This window comes from Sphingopyxis sp. GW821-FHT02C12 (assembly GCF_059421785.1).
The window spans coordinates 2905126-2926920 of record NZ_JBWKVQ010000001.1; the positions used below are offsets into that span (position 1 = coordinate 2905126).

General features: G+C 67.1%; 22 protein-coding genes. 10 read left to right on the forward strand and 12 right to left on the reverse strand.

Annotated features, from left to right (window positions below; all coding sequences use genetic code 11):
* The first annotated feature begins 2 nt into the window (after positions 1-2).
* Complete coding sequence (locus AC07U1_RS13835; protein WP_495176109.1) at positions 3-2090, forward strand: ComEC/Rec2 family competence protein; 2088 nt, start codon at positions 3-5, stop codon at positions 2088-2090.
* Here AC07U1_RS13835 and lexA read toward each other — a convergent pair.
* From lexA to AC07U1_RS13895, 12 genes are all read right to left on the reverse strand, one after another.
* Complete coding sequence (gene lexA / locus AC07U1_RS13840; protein ID WP_056347868.1) at positions 2044-2727, reverse strand: transcriptional repressor LexA; 684 nt, start codon at positions 2725-2727, stop codon at positions 2044-2046. The two genes, AC07U1_RS13835 and lexA, sit on opposite strands and share 47 nt — an antisense overlap.
* 65 nt (positions 2728-2792) lie before the next feature.
* Positions 2793-3983 (reverse strand): molybdopterin molybdotransferase MoeA, encoded by a 1191-nt coding sequence (locus tag AC07U1_RS13845; RefSeq protein ID WP_495176108.1) that lies wholly within the window; start codon positions 3981-3983, stop codon positions 2793-2795.
* Positions 3980-4453, reverse strand: coding sequence for a cyclic pyranopterin monophosphate synthase MoaC (gene moaC / locus AC07U1_RS13850; protein ID WP_056347865.1), 474 nt, complete (start codon positions 4451-4453; stop codon positions 3980-3982). The genes AC07U1_RS13845 and moaC overlap by 4 nt, the downstream gene beginning before the upstream one ends.
* Positions 4454-4510: 57 nt before the next feature.
* Positions 4511-5383: a hypothetical protein gene (locus AC07U1_RS13855; protein WP_495176107.1), complete on the reverse strand. Its 873-nt coding sequence runs from the start codon at positions 5381-5383 to the stop codon at positions 4511-4513.
* A gap of 291 nt (positions 5384-5674) precedes the next feature.
* Entirely contained in the window at positions 5675-6460 is a 786-nt protein-coding gene (gene trpC / locus AC07U1_RS13860; RefSeq protein WP_495176106.1) for an indole-3-glycerol phosphate synthase TrpC, read from the reverse strand.
* A complete protein-coding gene (trpD, locus tag AC07U1_RS13865) occupies positions 6457-7455 on the reverse strand; it encodes an anthranilate phosphoribosyltransferase (protein WP_495176105.1) in 999 nt (332 codons plus the stop codon). Before trpD ends, trpC begins: the two co-directional genes overlap by 4 nt.
* Entirely contained in the window at positions 7452-8042 is a 591-nt protein-coding gene (locus tag AC07U1_RS13870) for an anthranilate synthase component II (protein ID WP_495176104.1), read from the reverse strand. The genes trpD and AC07U1_RS13870 overlap by 4 nt, the downstream gene beginning before the upstream one ends.
* 78 nt (positions 8043-8120) lie before the next feature.
* On the reverse strand, positions 8121-9128 hold the full coding sequence (locus tag AC07U1_RS13875) for an NADP-dependent oxidoreductase (protein ID WP_495176103.1): 1008 nt from the start codon (positions 9126-9128) through the stop codon (positions 8121-8123).
* Entirely contained in the window at positions 9125-10192 is a 1068-nt protein-coding gene (locus AC07U1_RS13880; RefSeq protein ID WP_495176102.1) for an alpha/beta fold hydrolase, read from the reverse strand. Before AC07U1_RS13880 ends, AC07U1_RS13875 begins: the two co-directional genes overlap by 4 nt.
* A gap of 9 nt (positions 10193-10201) precedes the next feature.
* Complete coding sequence (locus AC07U1_RS13885; RefSeq protein WP_495176101.1) at positions 10202-10990, reverse strand: phosphodiester glycosidase family protein; 789 nt, start codon at positions 10988-10990, stop codon at positions 10202-10204.
* Positions 10987-12504, reverse strand: coding sequence for an anthranilate synthase component I (gene trpE, locus AC07U1_RS13890; RefSeq protein WP_495176100.1), 1518 nt, complete (start codon positions 12502-12504; stop codon positions 10987-10989). The genes AC07U1_RS13885 and trpE overlap by 4 nt, the downstream gene beginning before the upstream one ends.
* 2 nt (positions 12505-12506) lie before the next feature.
* Entirely contained in the window at positions 12507-14456 is a 1950-nt protein-coding gene (locus AC07U1_RS13895; protein ID WP_495176099.1) for a peptidylprolyl isomerase, read from the reverse strand.
* Between the two features lie 178 nt (positions 14457-14634).
* Between AC07U1_RS13895 and tpiA the strand changes: the two genes are divergently transcribed.
* From tpiA to AC07U1_RS13940, 9 genes are all read left to right on the forward strand, one after another.
* Positions 14635-15387, forward strand: coding sequence for a triose-phosphate isomerase (tpiA, locus tag AC07U1_RS13900; RefSeq protein WP_495176098.1), 753 nt, complete (start codon positions 14635-14637; stop codon positions 15385-15387).
* Positions 15388-15612: 225 nt separating this feature from the next.
* Positions 15613-16053, forward strand: coding sequence for a preprotein translocase subunit SecG (secG, locus tag AC07U1_RS13905; RefSeq protein WP_262408028.1), 441 nt, complete (start codon positions 15613-15615; stop codon positions 16051-16053).
* Positions 16054-16171: 118 nt separating this feature from the next.
* Positions 16172-17803: a CTP synthase gene (pyrG, locus tag AC07U1_RS13910; RefSeq protein WP_495176097.1), complete on the forward strand. Its 1632-nt coding sequence runs from the start codon at positions 16172-16174 to the stop codon at positions 17801-17803.
* A 27-nt stretch (positions 17804-17830) separates the two neighbouring features.
* On the forward strand, positions 17831-18517 hold the full coding sequence (locus AC07U1_RS13915; RefSeq protein ID WP_056347846.1) for a Crp/Fnr family transcriptional regulator: 687 nt from the start codon (positions 17831-17833) through the stop codon (positions 18515-18517).
* 336 nt (positions 18518-18853) lie between these two features.
* Positions 18854-20104, forward strand: coding sequence for a lipoprotein-releasing ABC transporter permease subunit (locus AC07U1_RS13920; protein ID WP_187141530.1), 1251 nt, complete (start codon positions 18854-18856; stop codon positions 20102-20104).
* Positions 20097-20816 carry an ABC transporter ATP-binding protein gene (locus tag AC07U1_RS13925; protein ID WP_187141531.1) on the forward strand — a complete coding sequence of 240 codons (720 nt, stop codon included), beginning with the start codon at positions 20097-20099 and terminating at the stop codon, positions 20814-20816. Before AC07U1_RS13920 ends, AC07U1_RS13925 begins: the two co-directional genes overlap by 8 nt.
* Positions 20803-21279: a glutathione peroxidase gene (locus tag AC07U1_RS13930; RefSeq protein ID WP_187141532.1), complete on the forward strand. Its 477-nt coding sequence runs from the start codon at positions 20803-20805 to the stop codon at positions 21277-21279. The genes AC07U1_RS13925 and AC07U1_RS13930 overlap by 14 nt, the downstream gene beginning before the upstream one ends.
* Positions 21280-21289: 10 nt before the next feature.
* Complete coding sequence (locus tag AC07U1_RS13935; RefSeq protein ID WP_492738579.1) at positions 21290-21487, forward strand: hypothetical protein; 198 nt, start codon at positions 21290-21292, stop codon at positions 21485-21487.
* A gap of 57 nt (positions 21488-21544) precedes the next feature.
* Positions 21545-21795 (forward strand): PHP domain-containing protein (locus AC07U1_RS13940; protein ID WP_495197716.1); only part of this gene is annotated, 251 nt, incomplete at its 3' end.

Below are 21795 nucleotides of genomic sequence, written 5' to 3' on the forward strand. Positions count from 1 at the left end.
GCATGCCCGAGTCGATCGAAGCGCGGCTCGATGCCGAGCGCGAACGGATCGCGCTTTGGCTGCCGGTCGCGCTTGGCGCGGGGATCGCCGCCTGGTTCGCGCTGCCCACCCGGACCCACTGGATCGGGCTGCTGCTGGTGCTGGGCGCCGGCGCGCTCGCCGGGCTGCTGATCGGCTGGCAACGCCGGTTCGGGCGCGCGGTCGTCGTCGGGTGCGCGGTGATGGCGCTGGGGTTGTTGCTCGTGTGGGGACGGGCATTGTGGGTGTCCGGGCCCGTGCTGGCGCTGCCGGTGGTGACCGAATTTTCGGCGAGCGTCGAAAGCGTCGAGCCGCTGCCGGCGAAGGATCAGGTCCGGTTGATCGTGCGGCCGCTGAAGCGACCGGATCTGCCGCCGCGGTTGCGGATCACCGCGGCGGGCGAGCAGGGCAAGGGCATCGCGCCGGGCGAGGCGATCGGGCTGCGCGCGCGGTTGATGCCGCCGCCGACCGCGAGCCTGCCCGGCGGCTATGATTTCGCGCAGCGCGCCTGGTTCGACCGGATCGGCGCGGTCGGCACGGTGCTCGGCGAGATCGGGCGGGCGCCGGGTGCGGGGGACGGGGTGCAGACGCTGCGCGCGCGGCTGAGCGATCATATCCACGGGCAGATCGACGGATCGGCGGGGGGGATCGCCGCGGCGCTCGTCGCCGGCGATCGCGGCGCGATCAGCGAGGCCGACGAGGAGGCGATGCGGCGGAGCGGGCTGGCGCATTTGCTGTCGATCAGCGGGCTGCATGTGACCGCGGTGGTGACCTTTGCGATGCTGAGCGCGATGAGCCTGCTCGCGCTCAGCCGGCGGCTGGCGCTGGCGGGTTATGTGCTGCCGCTGGCGGCGGCGGTCGCGGCGTTGGCGGGCGGGGGATATACGCTGCTCGCGGGGGCCGAGGTGCCGACCTTGCGCTCGTTCATTGCCGCGCTGCTGGTGCTGATCGCGTTCCTGCTCGGGCGCGAGGCGCTGACGCTGCGGCTGGTCGCGGCGGGCGCGCTGATCGTGCTGATCTGGCGCCCCGAATCGCTGGCGGGGCCGAGTTTCCAGCTGAGTTTCGCGGCGATCACCGCGATCGTCGCGCTCCACGAAAGCCGCGCGATGCAGCGGTTCATGGCGCGGCGCGAGGAGCCATGGGTGTTTCGCCTGGGACGCGGGGTCGCGGGACTGGTGATCACCGGGCTCGCGGTCGAGGTCGCGCTGGCGCCGATCGCGCTGTTCCATTTCCACAAGGCGGGGCTCTATGGCGCGCTCGCCAATGTCGTCGCGATCCCGCTGACGACCTTTGTCATCATGCCCGCCGAGGCGCTGGCTTTGCTGTTCGACAGCGTCGGGCTCGGCGCGCCCTTCTGGTGGGTCGCCGAGCAGGCGCTGAACGCCCTGATCTGGCTCGCGCACAGCGTCGCCGATGCGCCCGGCGCGGTCGCGACGCTGCCGGTGTTCCCGCCCTGGGGGTTCGGCCTCGCGATCTTCGGCGGGATATGGCTGCTGCTGTGGCGGACGCGCTGGCGCTGGGCGGGGGCGGTGCCGCTGGTCCTCGGCATGGCCGTCCTGCTCGCCCAGCCGCGGCCCGATGTGCTGATTACCGGCGACGGCAAGCATATCGCCGCGGCGCTGCCCGACGGCAGCTATGCGTTGCTGCGCGAGCGGGCGGGGGATTATGTGCGTGATGCCATGACCGAGGCAGCGGGGATCGATGCGCCGCTCGCCGCGCTCACCGACCTCGATCATGTCGACTGCAATCGTGATTTCTGTCGCTGGACGCAGGATGGCCGCGCCATCCTGGCGGCGCGCGGGCGCGACCGGATCGAGGGGGCGGACATGGCGGCGGCGTGCGCCGCGGCCGATGTGGTGATCAGCGAGCGCTGGCTGCCGCGCGAATGCGCCGGCCGCTGGCTGACGATCGATCGCGATACGTTGCCACAGACCGGCGGGCTGGCGCTTTACCTCGGTGAGCGACCGCGCGCGGTGACGGCACTAGGCGCGGGCGACGAGCATATGTGGCGCCGCCCGCCGCAGGTCAGTGGTAACGACGAAGCAGTCCCGACAGCTTCCCTTGCACGATGACGCGCTCGGCGGCGTAGCGCTGCGGCTCATAGGCACTGTTCGCGGGATCGAGGCGGATCATCTTGCCCTCGCGGCGGAAATATTTGAGCGTCGCATCCTGCCCGTCGACGAGCGCGACGACGATGTCGCCCTCGCGCGCGGTGCTGACCTTTTGGATCAGCGCATAATCGCCATCGAAGATGCCGGCCTCGACCATCGAGTCGCCCGACACTTCGAGCGCATAATGTTCGCCTGAGCCGAGCAGCGCGGCGGGGACCGCGAGATTGTCATGATTTTCGAACGCCTCGATCGGCACACCCGCGGCGATCTTGCCGTGGAGCGGGACCTCGACGATGTCGTTCGCGGCGATCGGGCGCATCGCGGGGGCGGGCTTGCGCAGCGGCACGACATTGTCGCGATCGGTGCTGACGGCCGCCTTGCCGCCCTCGGGAAGCTTGACGACCTCGAGCGCGCGGGCGCGGTTGGGGAGGCGGCGGAGGAAGCCGCGCTCCTCGAGCGCGCTGATCAGGCGGTGGATTCCCGATTTGGACTTGAGCCCGAGCGCCTCCTTCATCTCCTCGAACGACGGCGAGATGCCGCTCGCGTCGAGCTTTTGCTGGATGAAGTGGAGCAGTTCATGCTGCTTGGCGGTCAACATCGGGCGTTCTCCATGATGCCGGTTTCGGACATAAGGAGAACGATAATGGAACAGAAGCGAACTTGTCAAGCGATGTCGATATAATCCGCCGCTTCGCCTGCCGCGCGGGACGGCGCACCGATCTCGCGGATGACGAGGGCGTTCGCTGCGGCGAGCGGAAAGGTGCGGCCGCTGTCCTGTCCGTCGAAGGGCGAGAGAAGGCCGTCGTCGATCCGTCCGCGCAAATAGTCGCGTCGCGCGCCGCCGGGGCCGAGGGGGGCCGCGAGCGGGGCCGTGCGCAGTGGCGGGAGCGGATCGCGCGCGCCGGCGAGATGGCGGACGAGGGGGAGCAGGAACAGGGTCGCGGTGACGAAGGCCGACGAGGGGTTGCCGGGCAGGCCAAGCAGCAGCGCGTCGCCGAGCGTGCCCGCGATCAGCGGCTTGCCGGGGCGCATCGCGATCTTCCAGAAATCCAGCCGCCCGCCGGCATCGTCGAGCGCGCCGCGGACATGGTCGTGATCGCCGACCGAGGCGCCGCCGACGGTGACGATGACGTCGTGACGTCGCGCCAGGTCTTTCAGAACCTTGGATAAAATTTCGCGATCGTCGCGGATGTGGAGCGGGATGCTGACGACGGCGGGCTCGGCGGCGAGCATCGCGGCGAGCATCGTGCCGTTGCTGTCGGGGATCTGGCCGGGCGCGAGCGCACGGCCCGGCTGGACGAGTTCGTCGCCGGTGGTGAGGATCGCGACACGCGGGCGGGCGCCGACCACAAGCTGCGCGTCGCCACCCATGATCGCCGCGGCGATCGCACCGGCGTTGAGCCGGGTTCCGGCGGCGACGAGCATGGCGCCGGTCGCGAAGTCGCTGGCGCGGTCGCGAATATGGGCGCCCTGGGCCTCCGGGCCATCGCCGGTCAGCGTCAGGACCGTGCCGTCGGCGGCGACATCTTCCTGCAGGATGACCGTGTCGGCGCCGTCGGGGACCATCGCGCCGGTGAAGATGCGGATCGCCTGACCCGCGCCGAGGGGCAGGGCGGGCGCGGAGCCTGCGGCGACTTCGCCGATGATCGTCCATGGTCCCGGCAGGTCGGCGAAACGGATCGCATAACCGTCCATCGCCGAAAGCGGCGCCGCAGGCTGGTCGCGCAATGCGATGACATCGTGCGAAAGATATCGGCCAAGCGATTCGGAAAAGGCGATATTTTCTGGAGGAAGCGGCGCGCGGAGCGCGAGCAGGCGTGCCTGCGCCTCCTCGACGGGGAGCAGCTTGCTCATTCGGCGTGCCAGTCGCCCGAGCGGCCGCCGCTCTTTTCGAGCAGGCGGATATCGCCGAGCACCATCGCGCGGTCGAGCGCCTTCGCCATGTCGTAGAGGGTGAGCAGCGCGACCGAGGCGGCGGTGAGCGCCTCCATCTCGACCCCCGTCGGCCCCGTGGTCGCGGCGGTCGCGGTGACCGAAATGCCGGTTTCCTCCCATTCGAACTCGACGCCGACCTTGGTGAGCGCGAGAGGATGGCAGAGCGGGATGAGGTCGGCGGTGCGCTTGGCGCCCATGATCCCGGCGATGCGCGCGGTCGAGAGGACGTCGCCCTTCGGCGCGTTGCCGGTGCGGATGGCTTCGAGCGCTGCAGGGGACATGGTGATGCGGCCGGTGGCGACGGCGCGGCGCGCGGTTGCGGGCTTGGCGCCGACGTCGACCATATGGGCGGCGCCGCTTTCGTCGAGATGAGTCGGGCGTTGGGTCATGGCGATGAAGCCAAGCAACGCTGCGGAGGAAAGGCAAGTAGAGATAATGACAGGCGGTCAGGTGACGATGATTTCCAGCGATGGGTCCGACACCTGCGTCGCTTCGCAGCGCGTCTTGAAATCGGCGAGGCCGGCGCGCCACCACCGGTGCTCGGCACGGATCTTGTCGAAGCCTGCGGCGAGCGCGGTCATGTCGATGTGATATTCGCCGACGACCCGCATCGGTCCGGCGGGTCCGTTGGGAAAACTATGCGGGTCATATTTCCGGGGTTCGACGAATACATCGAAGACCGTCAGCGCTTCGAGCCCGCTGCCCCAAGCCAGGAGGTTCGCGACCGGCATCGTCAGGTCCATGTTGGAGGTATCGCCATAATTGCTGATCAGCGCGGGTTCGAGCGGGCTGAGGAAAAGCATGCGGTCATTGCCGTTCGCGTAGGGGAGGACTTCGCTGTTGCGGACCACGACCGATTGGTGCCAGCGCTCCTTTTTCCGCATCGACCGGGCGACGCCGTCGATATTGACGATGCGGATCATCGCTTTGGCAGACGGATCGGGCGTAGGCGTCTTGTCCCAGACATTGCCGCCGGGCCATTCGATCATGACCGTCATGCCGCTTGGCTGTCCGGCGGGGAGGATGATGGACCGTTCCGCCATCAGGCCGGCCGGGAGGGGCGGGGCGCGCCTGGGCAGATAATCGGACGTCCATCGGCCGCTTTCGGAAAAGATCGCGCCCGCTTCAGTGTACAGCGTGTCGAATTCGAGCGTGCCGCCGAAGCCGTCGAGGGGCGCGCGGTGACGACATTGATACATGGTTTTCGGCCATTCGGCCGCTTGGGCCGAGCCACTTTCCTGCCCCCACGCCGCCTGAACCAGTAACGGGGCGGCCATCGGCAGCGCCAAAAGCCATGATAGCCGATTGATTCCCGCCATCCTTCTTTCCCTGGTTCCCGGTGTCGATCCGGTTCTTGTAACCGCCTGCTGTAACCGGCGAGATATTACCGGTTCGCATAGGATACCGGTCGGTGATGGGGGGCGAGCTGGTTCTGCTGCGGGTTACGAAAACCGGTTCCGGGCGGAAGGGGGCATAGAAGAGCTGATCCCCGGCGAAGGCCGGGGTCCAGGGCGTCATAACGCGACGTCGGCTTTATACTGCTCTGGACCCCGGCCTTCGCCGGGGAACGGGTCGTGGCGGAATGTCCGCTCCCCACCCCAAAGCAGACACTACCCCTCCAGCAACGCTTTCGTCGCCGCGGCCACATCCGCCTGCCGCATCAGGCTTTCACCGACGAGGAAGGTCTTCACGCCGCTGGCCGCGAGGCGTTGGCAGTCGGCGTGGGTAGCGATGCCGCTTTCGCCTACGAGCAGCGTGCCGGCCGGAACCAGCTTCGCGAGGCGTTGGGTGACCGCGAGGTCGGTCTCGAAGGTCTTGAGATCGCGGTTGTTGACGCCGATCAGGCGCGACTGGAGCGCGGTCAGCGCGCGGCTTAGCTCGGCTTCGTCATGAACCTCGACGAGGACGTCCATGCCGCGTTCGATCGCCGCGGCCTCGATGGCCTGCATCTCGGCGTCTTCCAGTGCGGCGACAATGATCAGGATCGCGTCGGCGCCGATCGAGCGTGCTTCGGCGACCTGCCAGGGGTCGATCATGAAATCCTTGCGCAGCACCGGCAGGTCGCATGCGGTGCGCGCGGCGATCAGAAATTCTTCATGGCCCTGGAAATAAGGTGCGTCGGTGAGCACCGAGAGGCACGCCGCGCCGCCGGCCTGATAGGCGCGGGCATGGTCGGTCGGATCGAAATCTTCGCGAATCAATCCCTTGGACGGCGAAGCTTTCTTGATTTCGGCGATCAGCGCGAAGCCGCCGGCGTCGATCTTTGCCTGTAGCGCGGCGGCGAAGCCGCGCACCGGGCCGGCGTCGATGCCGTCGAGATCGGCCATCGTTCGCGACTGGCGGCGTTCGGCGACTTCTTCGGCCTTCGTGGCGAGGATCTGGGTGAGTTTGTTCATTTGTAAGCGATCCAGCAGTCGAGCAGTGCGTTGGCGAGGCCCTTGTCGATCGCTTCGGCGGCTTCCTCGACGCCTTCGGTTCGCGTCCGGACCGCGCCTGCGACGAGGAGCGCCTCGGCGGCGTTGTAGAGGACGGCGTCGCGATAGGCACCGGGCTCGCCCTGGAGCAGGCCGCGCAGGGCCTTCGCATTAAAAGCGGCGTCGCCGCCGCGCAGTTCCTCGAGCGGGCGTGTCGGCAGCCCCGCGTCGGCGGCGTGGCTGCGCTGCATGACGACGCCTTCGGGGGTGACCACCGCGACTTCGTTGCCGCCCGCGAGCGACAGTTCGTCGAGACCTTCGTCGCCCGAGATGACGCGCGAATGCTCGGTGCCGAGCCGGTGCAGCGCCTCGGCATAGACGGCGACATAGGCGGGGCGCGCGATGCCGACGAGCTGGCGCGTGACGCGTGCGGGGTTGGCGAGCGGGCCCATCAGGTTGAAGATGGTCCGGCGGCCGAGCGCCTTGCGGATCGGCATGATGCGCTTCATCGCCGGATGCCGGGTTCCCGCGAAGAGGAAGCAGATGCCGAGGTCGGCAAGCTGTTCCTGCGCCATATGGTCGGCGCGGTCCATGTCGAGGCCGAGGGCTTCCAAGGTATCGGCCGCACCGGATTTCGACGAAGCGGCACGATTTCCGTGCTTTGCGACCGGAACCTCGCATGCTGCCACGACAATGGCGACCGCGGTCGAGACGTTCAGTGTATGATGGCCGTCGCCGCCGGTACCGCAGACGTCGATCGCGCCCGCAGGGGCCTCGATCGCGATCAGCCGGTCGCGCATCGCCTGCGCCGCAGCGGCGATTTCGACCATCGTCTCGCCGCGGTCGGACAGCGCGGCCAGGAAGCCGGCGATATCGTCGTCGCTGCCGCCGCCGTCGAGCATCGTCGCAAAGGCGTGCGCGGCCTCGTCATGATCGAGCAGCGCGGCCGGATCGGGGAAGGGACCGAAGCGGCTCATGCCGACTGGCGTTCGCGCACCGGCAGGCCCGCGCTCGCCATGAAATTGGCGAGCATCGCATGGCCATGTTCGGTGGCGATGCTTTCGGGGTGGAACTGGACGCCGTGGATCGGCAGCTCGGCGTGGCGGAACCCCATCACCGCGCCGTCGTCGCTGGTCGCGTTGATGACAAGGCTGGCGGGAATATCGACCACCTCGAGGCTGTGGTAGCGCGTCGCGGTGAGCGGCGAGGGCAGGCCGGCGAACAGCCCGCTGCCGTCGTGGCAGACGGGCGAGGTCTTGCCGTGCATCAGATGGCCGCGCTGCACGATGCCGCCGAAATGCTGGCCGATCGCCTGATGTCCGAGGCAGACGCCGAGCAAGGGCCGCGCGGCGTCGGCGCAGGCGGCGACGAGGTCGAGGCTGATTCCCGCTTCATTGGGCGTGCAGGGGCCGGGCGAGATGAGGATCGCATCGGCACCGCTGGCGAGGGCCTGCGCAGCCGTGAGCGCATCGTTGCGTTCGACGCGCACCTCGGCGCCCAGCTCGATCAGATAATGAACGAGGTTGAAGGTGAAGCTGTCGTAGTTGTCGATGACGAGGATCATGGGATGGGGCGGTAGCGATTTTGCGGGAGTGGGGGAAGGGATAGAAGCTTGGGAAGGCGCAAGTCCGGCTTTTCGGGCCTAGTCGACCATCCGGACGACGATTTTGCCCTTGGCGCGGCCCGATTCGAGATAGGCGATCGCGTCGGCGATGGCGGCGAAGGGAAAGACGCGGTCGATCACGGGTTCGAGCCGTTTTTGCTCGATAAGCGCCGCCAATTCGGCGAGTTCGGCGCCGCTGGGGTGCATGAAGAGATAGCGGTAGATCGCGCCATGCTTGCGGGCCTTGGCGCGGATGCCGAAGCTTGCGAACCAGAAGAGCGCGGCGAGGAGCGGGCCGCGGCCGAGATCCTTTGTCGCGGTGAGCGGTTCGGGCAGCCCCGCGACCGAGACGACGGTGGCGCCGGGTTTGACGACGGCGAAGCATTTCGCGAGCGTGTCGCCGCCGATCAGGTCGAAGGCGCCGTCCATGTCGCGGACTTCGTTCGCGAAATCCTGCGTCGTGTAATCAATGACGCGGTCGGCACCAAGGCGTTCGACGAGGTCGCGGCCGCGCGGCGAAGCGGTGGTGGTGACCTCTGCCCCCAGCCATTTGGCGAGCTGGATCGCGAAGGTGCCGACCCCGCCCGCGCCGCCGGGAATGAAGACGCGGCTGCCGGGTTTGAGGTGGAGTTCGTCGCGGAGCGCCTGCAGCGCGGTGAGCCCGGCGAGCGGGACGCCGGCGGCGGTGGTGAAATCGAGCGACGCAGGCAGCAACGCAGCATGATCGGCAGGGACGACCGCGAGTTCGGCGAAGGCGCCCATGCGCTCCTTGGGCACGCGCGCGAAGATGCGGTCGCCGGGCGAAAAGCCGGTGACGTTCGTGCCGCACGCCTCGACCACCCCGGCGAACTCATTGCCCATGAAGACGGGCATTTTATAGCCCTGCACGACTTTCAGCATGCCGTCGCGAATCTTGAAGTCGACGGGGTTGAGCCCGGCGGCATGGACGCGGACGAGAATGTCGTCGGGGCCGGGCGTCGGCGCCGGGACGTCGCGCAATTCGGTCGCTTCGGGGCCGCCGTAACGCGTGAGGACGAGGGCCTTCACGGCTTTTCCGCCATCAGTTTCGCGAGATCGTCCTTCCAGAATTTGGCCCAGGTATGCGTGCTGTGCCCCTTGGTCTCGGGGCTGGCGGGGATCAGGATGAATTTGGCGCGCGGCATGCGCGGGGCGGCTTTTTCGGTGATGCCGTAGAGCGGCGGGTTGATGAAATCGTCGGCGCTGTTGATCCAGAGCACGGGGACGGTGATTTTTTCGAGGTCGGCCCAGGGATTGTAGGTGCGCGAGCTTTCAAGCTGGTAGATCGTGTCGTTGGCGTCGTTGCGGCCATAGGTGCGGGCAAAGGCCTCATCCTTATATTTTTCGGCGGCCTCGCGGGTCGGATATTGCGCCTGCAGCGCATAGGGATTGGCGCCCGCGATCATGCTGAGCGCGGCGGCGGTGCGCAGGCCTGCGGCGGGCGGCGCGCCGTAATTGCCGTCCTGCCACAGCGGATCGGCCTTGATCGCGTCGATCGACAAGGTGCGCCACATGCGGTTCTGGCCTGCGATCTCGACCGGCAGGCAGGCGAAGGGGGCGAGGCGCTCGGCGAAACCGGGCCAGGTCTCGCCCCAGACGAAGGCGTGCATGCAACCCATCGAGGTGCCGAGGATGAGCTTCAGCTTCTGCACCCCGAGCTTTTCGGTGAGCAGGCGGTGCTGCGCCGCGACCATGTCGGCATAGTCATATTTGGGGAATTTCATCCGCAGCCCGTCGCTGGGCTTCGACGAGCCGCCATGGCCGATATTGTCGGGCAGGATGACGTAATATTTCGACGTGTCGAGCGGCTGGCCCGGGCCATAGAGTTCGTTGGCGAACTGCGGCTGGAAGAATTGCTTTCCGGTGCCGCCGGTGCCGTGGAGGACCATGACCGCGTTGGTGACGTTGCCCGCCTTGTCGCGCTGCGGCGTGCCGAGCGTGGCGTAGTGGAGCTTGAGTTCGGGCAGTTTCTCGCCGGTCGCGAAGGTGAAATCCTTGAGGATCGCATCGGCTTCGGTCGCGCCTTCGACTTGCGCGTGGGCGGGGGTGACGCTGGCAAGCAGCAGGGCGAGAGGGGCGAGGATTTTGTGCATGGCGTGAGGCTAGTCCGGGGAGCGATGAGTGACAAGGATGAGCGGGCCGAGCGGGTAGCGGCCGTCCATGCGGCCGTTCGCCGGATCCCAGAGCGCTGAGACGGTGCCGTCGAGGAAAAGCGCGTCGCTGGCCCCTGCATGATCGCGCATCAGCGCGGCGAGGGTGCCGAAGGAGACCGGTTCGTCCGAAATGACGAAATGCGCGCGGCCTTGCGCGTCGACACCGACCGCGTTGCGGATTTTCAGCGAAGTGCCGTCGGGCGCGATGTCGGGGTGGAGCTTGCCGCCGATCAGCAGCATCGGGCCCGACTGGGTGCCGAAAGTGGGGCGCGCGGTCACTTTGGCGGCAAAATCGTCGCTCGTCATCACCTGCCACTGGCCGTCGGCGTCGCCGAAGAAGACGCCATTGGGCTTGAGGTAGAAATTGCCGCCGGCATCGCGGGTGTTGATCGGGTAAAGGCGTTTGCCATCCTCGGCATAATAGCCGATCGGCTCGCTGCCGGTGTCGTACATGCCGCCGTTGACCGCAAAGGCGACGCTGGCGGGGTCTACATCCTCGGCGAGCCCAGCGAAGCCGCGGTAGAGGACGCCGTTCGAGCCGGTGATCCGGGTGCCGATGCGGTGCTGGCGGGGCACAGCGATGCATTCGGTGAAGCGCTTGCCCTCGAAGGTTAGCGGTTTGCAGGCGTCGGGGATCGGCGGCTTGGCCGACGGCGCGGTGGGTGTGTTATCGTGGAGCGCGAAATAGCCGGTTGCGATCGCGACGGCGCTCAGAACGAGCGCCGCGCGGTATTTCACTGCCCGTAACCCGGCGTTCCGGCGAGCCGTACCGCCTCGCGCGCCGCCGCGAACAGCGCGCCGGCCTTCGCCTCGCACTCGCGCTGTTCGTAGGCGGGGTCGCTGTCGGCGACGATGCCGGCACCGGCCTGGACGTGCATTTCGCCGTCCTTGACGATCGCGGTGCGCAGCACGATGCAGCTGTCCATATTGCCGTCGGGGGCGAAATAGCCGACGCCGCCCGCGTAAGGCCCGCGCGCGTCGGCCTCGAGTTCGGCGATAATCTGGCAGGCGCGGACTTTTGGCGCACCGCTGACGGTACCGGCGGGAAAACCCGCGAACAGCGCGTCGATCGCGTCCTTGTCGGGCGCGATGCGGCCGATGACGTTCGAGACGATATGCATGACATGGCTGTAGAATTCGACGGTATAGCTGTCGGTCACCGCGACGCTGCCGCCGATTGCCGCGCGGCCGACGTCGTTGCGGCCGAGGTCGAGCAGCATCAGATGCTCGGCGCGTTCCTTGGGATCGGCGAGCAGCGATTCGCGGTTGTACGCGTCCTCGGCGCTGGTTCGCCCGCGCGGGCGGGTGCCCGCGATCGGGCGGATCGTGATCTCGCCATCCCTGACCCGCACGAGGATTTCGGGCGACGAGCCGATCAGCGCGAAGCCCGGCAGGTCGAGGAAATAGAGGAAAGGCGAGGGGTTGATGCGGCGGAGCGCGCGATAGAGGTCGAAGGGCGGCAGGTCGAACGGGGTCGAGAAGCGCTGTGACAGCACAACCTGAAAGATATCGCCCGCGGCGATATAGTCTTTCGCGGTCGCCACCATTGCGGCGAAATGCTCGGGCGTGGTCGCGGGATTGGCGGTGATGGTCGCCGGGTCGGTCAGCGCGGTCGCGTGCTCGGCATGCGGATTGCCGGTCGCGAGGCGCGCGGCGATGGCGTCGAGCTTGTCCTGCGCGGTGTCGATCGCGCGGTCGATCGGCGCATCGTCGTCGGGCCAAATCGGGGCGATGAGGAAAAGTTCGTCGGCGAGCCGGTCGAAGACGAGGATCACCGTTGGGCGCACGAAGACCATGTCGGGCAGGCCGAGCCCGGCGCCCGGCGCGCGCGGGATGCGCTCGACGAGGCCGAAGGTTTCATAGGCGAAGAAGCCGACGAGCGTCGCGAGCGCCTTGGGCAGCGCGTCGGGCACGTCGAAACGGCACTCGGCGACGAGGTCGCGCAGCGCTTGCAGCGCCGGAGCGGCGACGGGTGCGAAATTATCGCGGTCGCGCTGCCAGTCGCGGTTTATGCGCGCGGCGTCGCCGCGTACCTCGAACATCAAATCGGGATCGAGGCCGATAAGGCTGTAGCGGCCGCGCGTCTCGCCGCTTTCGACCGATTCGAGGACCCAGTCGCCGCGCCCCGGCGCGATCAGCTTGAGCGCCGCCGACACCGGGGTTTCGATATCGGCGATCAGCCGCTGCCAGACGACCGCGCCGCGGCCCCCGGCCAGCGCTTCGAGCGCGGCAGCTCTACCCTCCAGGCTCACCCTTATTCGGCGACCGGTGCGTCGCCGGTCAGCTCCTTGCGCAGCTGGTCGATCAGCTTCTGGTTGAGCTTGACCCCGACGCGCTTGCGGGCGTCCTGCATCATCTGGGCGACGAGTTCGTTGCCGAAGGCCGGGCCGAGCGGGCCGGCGATCGCGGCGACGCGTTCGGGCTGGATATCCTTCGGGTTCGGACGCTCGACCTTGCCGAGCGCGATCACCATCCAGCCGCGGTTGCCGGGGATTTCGAGCGTCTTGACGCTGCCCTGTGCCATCGAGAAGAGCAGGGCGAGTTCGGGGGGCACGCGCTGGCCGCCCGCGCCGAGTTCGGCGCGAAGCCCGCCGATCGTCTGGACGTTGCCGATGTTCGGCCCGGCGGCGCGCACCGCGTCGGCGAAGCTCTGCTTGCCCTCGACCGCCTTGACGATCGCGCGCGCCTTGTCGCGGGCGACCTTCTGGCCCTGTGCGAGCTTCCAGTCGGCGAGGAGGTCGGCGCGGATCTGCGCGAAGGGCGGCGGCGCTGCGGGGACGACCGACTTGATCGCATAGACGGCGAATTTCTCGTTCTCGACCAGCGTCGCGAGATGGGTCTCGCCCGCGTCGCTGCCCTGGAACGCCTGGCTGATCATCGGCGCGAGGTCGGCTGCGAGCGCGAAGGCGGGCTGTGCAGGCGCCCGGCCGCTGGGCAGCAAGGCCGGGGTTTCGACGAGCGTGAGCTTGCGGTCGGTAGTGATCTCGTCGATCGACACGCCCTCGTTCACCGCGTCCTGAACGCCGTTGTAGAAACTGATGATCGCCTCTTCGGCCTTGCTCTTTTGAAGCTGGGCGCGGATTTCGGGGGTGGCGTCGGCGAGCGTCTTGGCCGGTGTCGCGGTGATCGTCTCGACCTGCGCGATGGTCCAGCCGAGGCCGGTCTGTGTCGGGCCGAGGATGTCGCCGCGCTTGGCGGCGAAGGCGGCCTTGGCGGCGGCGCTGTTGGTCATGCCCGAATAGGCGGTCAGCGTGACGTCGCCCGACGAACCGGCGGTGAGGCCAGCGGCCTGCGCGGCGGCGGCGATCGACGAACCGCCGCGAACCTTGGCCGCGATGCTGTTCGCGCTCGCCTGGTCGGGCGCGATGACCTGCGCGAAGCGGCGCGTCTCGGTCGCGGCGAAGCGCGCGGCGTTCGCCTTGTAGATGTCGGCGATTTCCTTGTCGGTCACCGCCGCGACCGGCGCGATACTGCGGTCGAACACCGCATATTGCAGCACGCGGCGCTCGGGAATGCTGAAGCGGGCGCGATTCTCGCCCAGATATTTCTGCAACACCGCGTCGCCCGGATCGGCGGTCGGGGCAAAGCTGCTGGAGGGAATATAGGTCGCCTGGCCCTCGCGCCGTTCGAGCAGCAGCGCGGCATAGGGCTGCGCCATCGCGGGCGCGACGCGCGGCATGCTGCCGACCGGGACCGCGAGCTGTTCGGCGTAAATCTGCTGCGCGATGTCGCTGCGCAGCGCGGCTTCGGTGATGTTGTTCTGGCGCAGGAACGCGTCGAACACCGTCTTGTCGAAATTGCCCGATACGCCCTTGAACACCGGCAGGTCGGCGATGCGGCTGTCGATCAGGCGCTTGCTGATCCCCAAGCCGAGGGTGTCGGCATATTGGGTGAAGGCCGCGCCGTCGATGAGCTGGTCGAGCGTCTGCTGGAGCCCGCCGGCCTCGACAAAGGCGTCGATCGTCAGGGTCGGCTGGTCGCGGCGTGCCTGATCGAACGAGCGGCGCACCTGGTCGCGCAGTTCGGCATAGCCGATGTCGGTATCGCCGACGCGTGCGACATTGGAGCCGCCGACCCCGCCGCCGAGCGGCGAATTGCCGCCGATATCGCCGAGCGCGAAGGCAACGCCGACGAGCGCGACGAAGGCGAGGGCGAGAATCTTGCCGATCGTGGAGGAAAAGAGGCTGCGGATCGCGGTAATCATCGAAGGGGCAATCTTTCGAATAGGGTGCGCGGGCGCGCAATTCGGTGCGGCTTTAGGCGGGTCGGGCAGCGGCATCAAGGCGCGAAAGTGGCCCGGCGCGCCGCAGGCGCGTCTTGCCTAGCGCCATCGCCCGCCGCTAGGGGCGTCGCAACCGGAACAACAGCGAGAGGAAATGGCGATGGCGCGGCGCAAATATGTGGTCGGCAACTGGAAGATGAACGGCGTGTCGGCATCGCTCGCCGAGGCGCAGGCGATCTTCGCCGCCGCCGCCGAGCACAAGGCAGTCGATGTCGCGCTTTGCCCGCCCTTCACGCTGATCGGCGCGATGGTCGCCGCCGTGCCGGGCGGGGCGGTCGGCGGGCAGGATTGCCACAGCGCCGCATCGGGCGCCTTCACCGGGTCGGTCGCCGCGGCGATGCTGGCCGATGCCGGCGCCAGCCTGGTGATCGTCGGACACAGCGAACGCCGCGAAGGCTGCGGCGAGAGCGACCAGGATGTAAAAGCGAAGGCCGAGGCGGCGCTGGGCGCCGGACTCGATGTCATCCTGTGCGTCGGCGAGCCGCGCAGCGTCCGCGAATCGGGCGGTGCGATCGACCATGTGCTGGCGCAGGTGCGGGAATCGCTGCCCGACAGTTTCGATCCGACGCGGCTCGCGATCGCCTATGAACCGATCTGGGCGATCGGCACCGGGCTGGTGCCGACGACCGAGGATGTCGCGGCGATGCACGGATCGATCCGCGCCGCGCTGTCCGCACGGATCGGCACGGGATCGGACGTGCTGCGGCTGCTTTATGGCGGGTCGGTCAATGGCGACAATGCCGCCGAATTGCTGGGCGCCGGCGACGTCGACGGCGCGCTGGTCGGCGGGGCGAGCCTGACGGCGGGCAAGTTCCTGCCGATCGTCGCGGCGGGAGGGAGCCTCTCTCAATAGGCTTCCAAGTCCGTTCGCATCGAGCGCAGTCGAGATGCCGATCGGTCGCGCGCGGTCGCGGGGTGTCTCGACTTCGCTCGACACGAATGGGAAAGGGGAGGGCCGACAGCATCGTTTTTCTTGCGTGGACCCTGGCTGGTCCTTGCGGGTTGAAGATTTCGCGCGCCATCTCTATGTGCACCGCCAGATTGGCCCATTTGCGGCACCCCGTTTCAGGATGATATGATGTCGAACCTCTTCACCTTCCTGCTTGTCGTCCAGGCCGTCGTGGCGGCCGCGATGATCGGCGTCATCCTGATGCAGAAGTCGGAAGGTGGCGGGCTTGGCGTCGGTGGCAGCCCCGCGGGTCTGTTGTCGGCGCGCGGCGCGGCCGATTTCATGACGCGCGCCACGACGATCCTCGCGACGGCGTTCGTCGGCCTGTCGATCGTGCTCGCCGCCATGGCTTCGGTCGGCGGTTCGGGCAGCACCACGCTCGACACCTCGCTGTCGAAATCGGCGCAGCCCGCAAGCGGTGCGGCGACCGGGCTGACCGCCCCGGCGCAGGCCCCCGCGAACGGCGCCCCGGCGCAGGCACTGCCGAGCGACGATCCGCTGGCCGCCGCCGCGGCGGCCGCCGCTGCCGAAACGCCCCCCGCCGCACCGCCGGCTCCCGCCAAGAAATAAGCGGCGGCGCCGCAAGGCGCCTCCCGCTGCCCGCATTCGTGCGCGGCGGAATTATTTCCGCCGTTTGCGATTCGACGGCTTGCGCCGTCCCCCTCCTGTTGAGTAAGTCTTTCCTCCCATGGCGCGGTTCATTTTTATCACCGGCGGCGTGGTCTCCTCGCTTGGCAAAGGTTTGATGGCGGCAAGCCTCGCGGCTTTGCTGCAAGCGCGTGGCTATCGCGTCCGTATCCGGAAATTCGATCCCTATCTGAACGTCGATCCGGGGACGATGTCGCCCTATCAGCATGGCGAAGTCTATGTGACCGACGACGGCGCCGAGACCGACCTCGATCTTGGCCATTACGAGCGCTTCACCGGCGTCGCGGCGCGGCAGAGCGATAACGTCACCTCGGGCCGCATCTATCAGCAGATCATCACCAAGGAACGTCGCGGCGACTATCTGGGCGCGACGGTGCAGGTCGTCCCGCACGTCACCGACGCGATCAAGGCGTTCGCGCGGACCGACATCGACGACCTCGATTTCGTGCTGTGCGAAATCGGCGGTACGGTCGGCGACATCGAATCGCTGCCGTTCATCGAGGCGATCCGCCAGCTGCGCAACGAGGAGGGCCGCGACAAGACGCTGTCGGTCCATGTCACGCTGGTGCCGTACATCGCCGCCGCGGGCGAATTGAAGACCAAGCCGACCCAGCACAGCGTGCGCGAACTCGCGTCGCTGGGCGTCCAGCCCGACATCCTGCTCTGCCGCTGCGAAAAGCCGCTGCCCGATGGCGAGCGCGCCAAGATCGCGCAATTCTGCAACGTGCGGAAGGAAGCGGTGATCCCCGCGCTCGACGCCGACAGCATCTATTCGGTGCCGGTGCAATATCATGGCGAAGGCCTCGACAACGAAGTGCTGCGCGCCTTTGGCATCCACGATGCGCCCGACCCCGACCTGACGCGCTGGTTCGACATCATGGACCGCAAGCAGCACCCCGAGGGCGAAGTGACGATCGGCGTCGTTGGCAAATATGTCTCGCTGCCCGATGCGTACAAGAGCCTGAACGAGGCGCTGGTCCATGGCGGCATGGCGAACCGGGTCAAGGTCAACATCCGCTGGCTCGACGCCGAGATGTTCGAAAGCGGTGAGGATCTCGCCGCCAATCTCGAGCCGCTGCACGGCATCCTCGTCCCCGGCGGCTTCGGCGAACGCGGGTCGGAGGGCAAGATTTCGAGCGTGCGTTTCGCGCGCGAACGGAATGTGCCCTTCTTCGGCATCTGCCTTGGCATGCAGATGGCGTGCATCGAGGGCGCGCGCAACACGAGCGGCATCGCGGCGGCATCGAGCACCGAATTCGGCAAGACCGACGAGCCGGTGGTCGGCATGATCACCGAATGGATGAGCGATGAGGGGCTGCAGCAGCGCGGCGCCGACACCGACCTTGGCGGTACGATGCGGCTGGGCGCCTATGAAGCGAAGCTGTCGCCGAACAGCCATGTCGCGGCGGTCTATGGCGCCAATGCGATCAGCGAGCGCCACCGCCACCGCTACGAGGTCAACGGCGCCTATCGCGAGCGGCTCGAATCGGGCGGTCTCGTTTTTTCGGGCATGTCGCCCGACGGCATGCTACCCGAAATCGTCGAGCGGCCGGATCATCCCTGGTTTATCGGGGTGCAATTCCATCCGGAACTCAAATCGAAACCCTTCGATCCGCACCCGCTGTTCGCCGGGTTCATCGAAGCGGCGGTGAAGCACAGCCGGCTGGTCTGACGCCGGGCAACAGGGGCAACGGGGCTTATGGATCACGCGAAACTCGCCGAGCTACAGGGTCCCGACAGCATATTTTCCGGCCTGTCGGTCGAGGATTGGGCCGACATCGCGAGCCGCGCGGTGCAGATCAACTTCGTCAAGGGCAGGGAATTGCTCGTCCAGGGCGATCCCGGCGACATGATGCTGATCCTGACCGAAGGCACGGCGCGCGTGTCGATGCTGACCGCCGGGGGACGCGAGATTGTGCTCGCCTATGCCGAACCCGGCGCGGTACTAGGCGAGATCGCGCTGCTCGACGGCGGCGAGCGCACCGCTTCGGTCACCGCGACGAGCGCCGGCAGCGCGCTCCAACTCGGCCGCAACGCGCTGCGCGATTTTGCTACCAGCCACCCCGATTTCGCCTGGTCGCTGATGCAGCAGCTGGCGCGGCGGCTGCGCACCGCCGACCAGACGATCGAAAGCGACCGCGCCTATGCGTCGGGGCCGCGGCTGGCGCGCTACCTCAAGCGCCTGATTCGCAAGGACAGCATCGAGACGACGCACCGCGTCGAACTCAGCCAGACCGAACTCGGCAATTTCGCGGGGATGAGCCGCGAACATATCAACCGCCAATTGCGCAGCTGGGAGGAATCTGGGGTCATCTCGCTCGAACAGGGGCGGGTGCGCGTGCTCGATACCGACATGCTCGAGGATATCAGCGAGAGCGAGGGGTAGAATCACAACGCCCGGGCCTCGATCTCGAGACCCGGGCGCCTGTGACGAACTACCGCCATCCCCCTTTGCGTGGACGAGGCGAAGCGTCCACACTCCCTGAAACCGGGCCTTTAGCCGCGTGATCCAGAAGTCATCGGGCTAGGCTCCCGGGCACCGCTTGTCACCCTCTGGCAGTTAGCTTGCGATGCTTTTGCGCAGCCCTGTGGCCGATGGGCAACAGATTTTGCGAATCACTCGCAAGGACTCCCCGCTTACGGCGCCCATTGCCAGCAACCGGGAGGCCCCCTAAAGCGGCGCTATGATGGCATTTTCCAGCGCGTTTCACGGACCGACCCTATGATCCTGCGTCCCTATGAGCGCACCATCTTCAAACGTTATCTGCTTCCGGCGCGCGGCGAGGGGTTCATCTTCGTCGCCGCGTCGTTCAGCTTCGTCGCGGTAATGCTCGGCGTCGCGGCGCTCGTCATCGTGATGAGCGTCGTGAACGGGGTGCGCGGCGAGTTGTTCGACAAGATCGTCGGGCTCAACGGCCATGCGGTGGTGCAGGGCTTTGGCGGCCGCATCGATAATTGGCGCGACGTGCTGAAAGAGGTACGCGCGACGCCCGGGGTGACGTCGGCGACGCCGATCATCGAACAACCGCTGCTGACCACCTTCAACGGCCGGGTCGAGGGCGTTGCGGTGCGCGGCATGCTGGTCGACGACATCCGCAAGAACGACGTGCTGAAGGGCGAGGTGCTGCAGGGCAATCTCAATCGCCTGACCGACGGGTCGGGCGAGGTCGCGCTGGGGTCCGAACTGGCGCGCAACCTGGGCGCGAACGTCGGGTCGCAGATCACGATCATCAATCCCGCCGGGCGTTCGACGCCGTTCGGGACGGTGCCGCGCGAGATCAGCTATTCGGTCGGGGCGATCTTCGAGATCGGGGTCTATGACTTCGACAAAAGCTATATCATCATGCCGATGGCCGATGCGCAGTTGCTGCTGCTGACCGGCGACCAGATCGGCATTATCAAGGTCCAGACCGAAAATGCCGACAAGGTCGGCGAAATCCTAGCGCCGCTGTCGCAAAAACTCGCGGCGACGGCGATCGTCGCCGACTGGCGGTCGACCAACAGCAGCCTGTTCGAGGCGCTGGAGGTCGAGCGCGTCGCGCTGTTCGTGATCCTGTCGCTGATCATCCTCGTCGCGGCGTTCAACATCGTGTCGTCGCTGATCATGCTGGTGCGCGCCAAGACGCGCGACATCGCGATCATCCGCACGATGGGCGCGCCGCGCGATTCGGTGCTGCGCATCTTCGTCGCGATCGGCGTGGCGATCGGGGTCGGCGGGACGCTGGTCGGGCTGATCCTCGGCTTTGTCGCGCTCTATTTCCGCAAGGGGATATTGAACGGGATCGGCTATTTGTCGGGGCAGAATCTGTGGGATCCATCGGTGCGGTTCCTGACCGAATTGCCGTCGAAACCCAATCCGGTCGAGATCGGGGTGGTGGTGGTGATGACGATCGTCTTCAGCTTCCTCGCGACGCTCTATCCGGCGTTCAAGGCGGCGAATACCGATCCGGTGCAGGTGCTGCGTTATGAATGATATTTTGCAGCTGACAGCGCTGACGCGCCACTTCGAACAGGGCGGCGCGCGCATCGATGTGCTGCGCGGCATCGATGCGCGGTTGCGTCCGGGGGAGATCGTGGCGCTGCTTGGCCCTTCAGGGTCGGGCAAGTCGACCTTGCTGCAGGCGGTCGGGCTGCTCGAAGGCGGCTTTGGCGGCAAGATCATGATCGACGGCGAGGATGCGACGCGCTTCGACCAGGGCGAGCGCACCAAGACGCGGCGCGAGAAGATCGGCTTTGTCTATCAGTTCCACCACCTGCTGCCCGATTTCAACGCGATCGAGAATGTCGTGCTGCCGCAACTCATCCGCGGCGCGAAGCAAGCCGAGGCGGAGGCGCGTGCCGAGGAACTGTTGACCCGGCTGGGGCTGGGCGAGCGGTTGCATCATAAGCCGAGCAAGCTGTCGGGCGGCGAGCAGCAACGCGTCGCGGTCGCGCGTGCGCTGGCCAACCGGCCTTTGCTGGTGCTCGCAGACGAGCCGACCGGCAATCTCGACGAGGCGACCGCGGACCGGGTGTTCGACCAGTTCGTCGCGCTGGTGCGCGACAATGGATCGGCGGCGCTGGTCGCGACGCACAACGAGCGGCTCGCGGCGCGGATGGACCGCGTCCTGCGGCTGCACGAAGGGCGGATCGAGGAAGAAATCATCATGGCGGATCTGAGGGGAGGGCGAGATGGGACTTTATGATCTTTCGGCAAAGCTGCCGGGCGGCGGCACGCAATCGCTGGGCGATTATCAGGGCAAGGTGCTGCTGATCGTCAACACCGCGTCGAAATGCGGTTTCACCCCGCAATATGAGGGGCTGGAGGAATTGTACCGCGACTATAAGGATCGAGGGCTCGAAATCCTCGCCTTTCCGTGCAACCAGTTCGGCGCGCAGGAGCCCGGCGATGCGGCGGAAATCGCGAATTTCTGTTCCTTGACCTATGACGTGTCCTTTCCGCTCATGGCGAAGATCGACGTCAATGGCAGCGATGCCGACCCGATCTTCAAGCATTTGAAGAAGGAGCAGACCGGTCTGCTCGGCAGCGGGATCAAGTGGAATTTCACCAAGTTCCTGGTCGGCCGCGACGGCAAGGTGGTGTCGCGCCATGCGCCGACGACCAAGCCCGAAGCGCTGCGCAAAGAGATCGAGGAATTGCTGGGCTGAGGAGTAGCCGGTGGCGGGGATGAAGCGGACGACGCGGATGGTCCTGAAGCGGTTCGCGATCATCTGCGCATGGCTTGCCGTCTATTTTGTGGTGCGCGAAAATTTCGGGTGGACAGGCGTTCTCCTGCTCGTGCCGGTCGCCTTCGCGATCGGATATGTCGTGCCGATGATCGCGCGGAAATGGGCGGAGCGCGACGCGATTAAATGAGTGCGGGAGACCGTATCGGGCCTTCCCCGAATCGTCACATATGCCTAGCGTCATTCGATGGCCTACAGCCCCTTTGTCCCCCTGCGCGTCTTTTCCAGTTACACGATGCTGGAGGGGGCGATCGACCCGAAAGCCATTGCGAAAGCGGCGCGCGAGCGCGGATTTCCGGCGGTAGCGATCTGCGACCGCAACGGGCTGTACGGCGCGATGGCGTTCGGCGAGGCGTGCAAGGCGGCGGGCGTCCAGCCGATCGTTGGCATATTCCTCAGCGTCGCGGGGGGCGGGCGCCGACCCACCCACGGCGACAC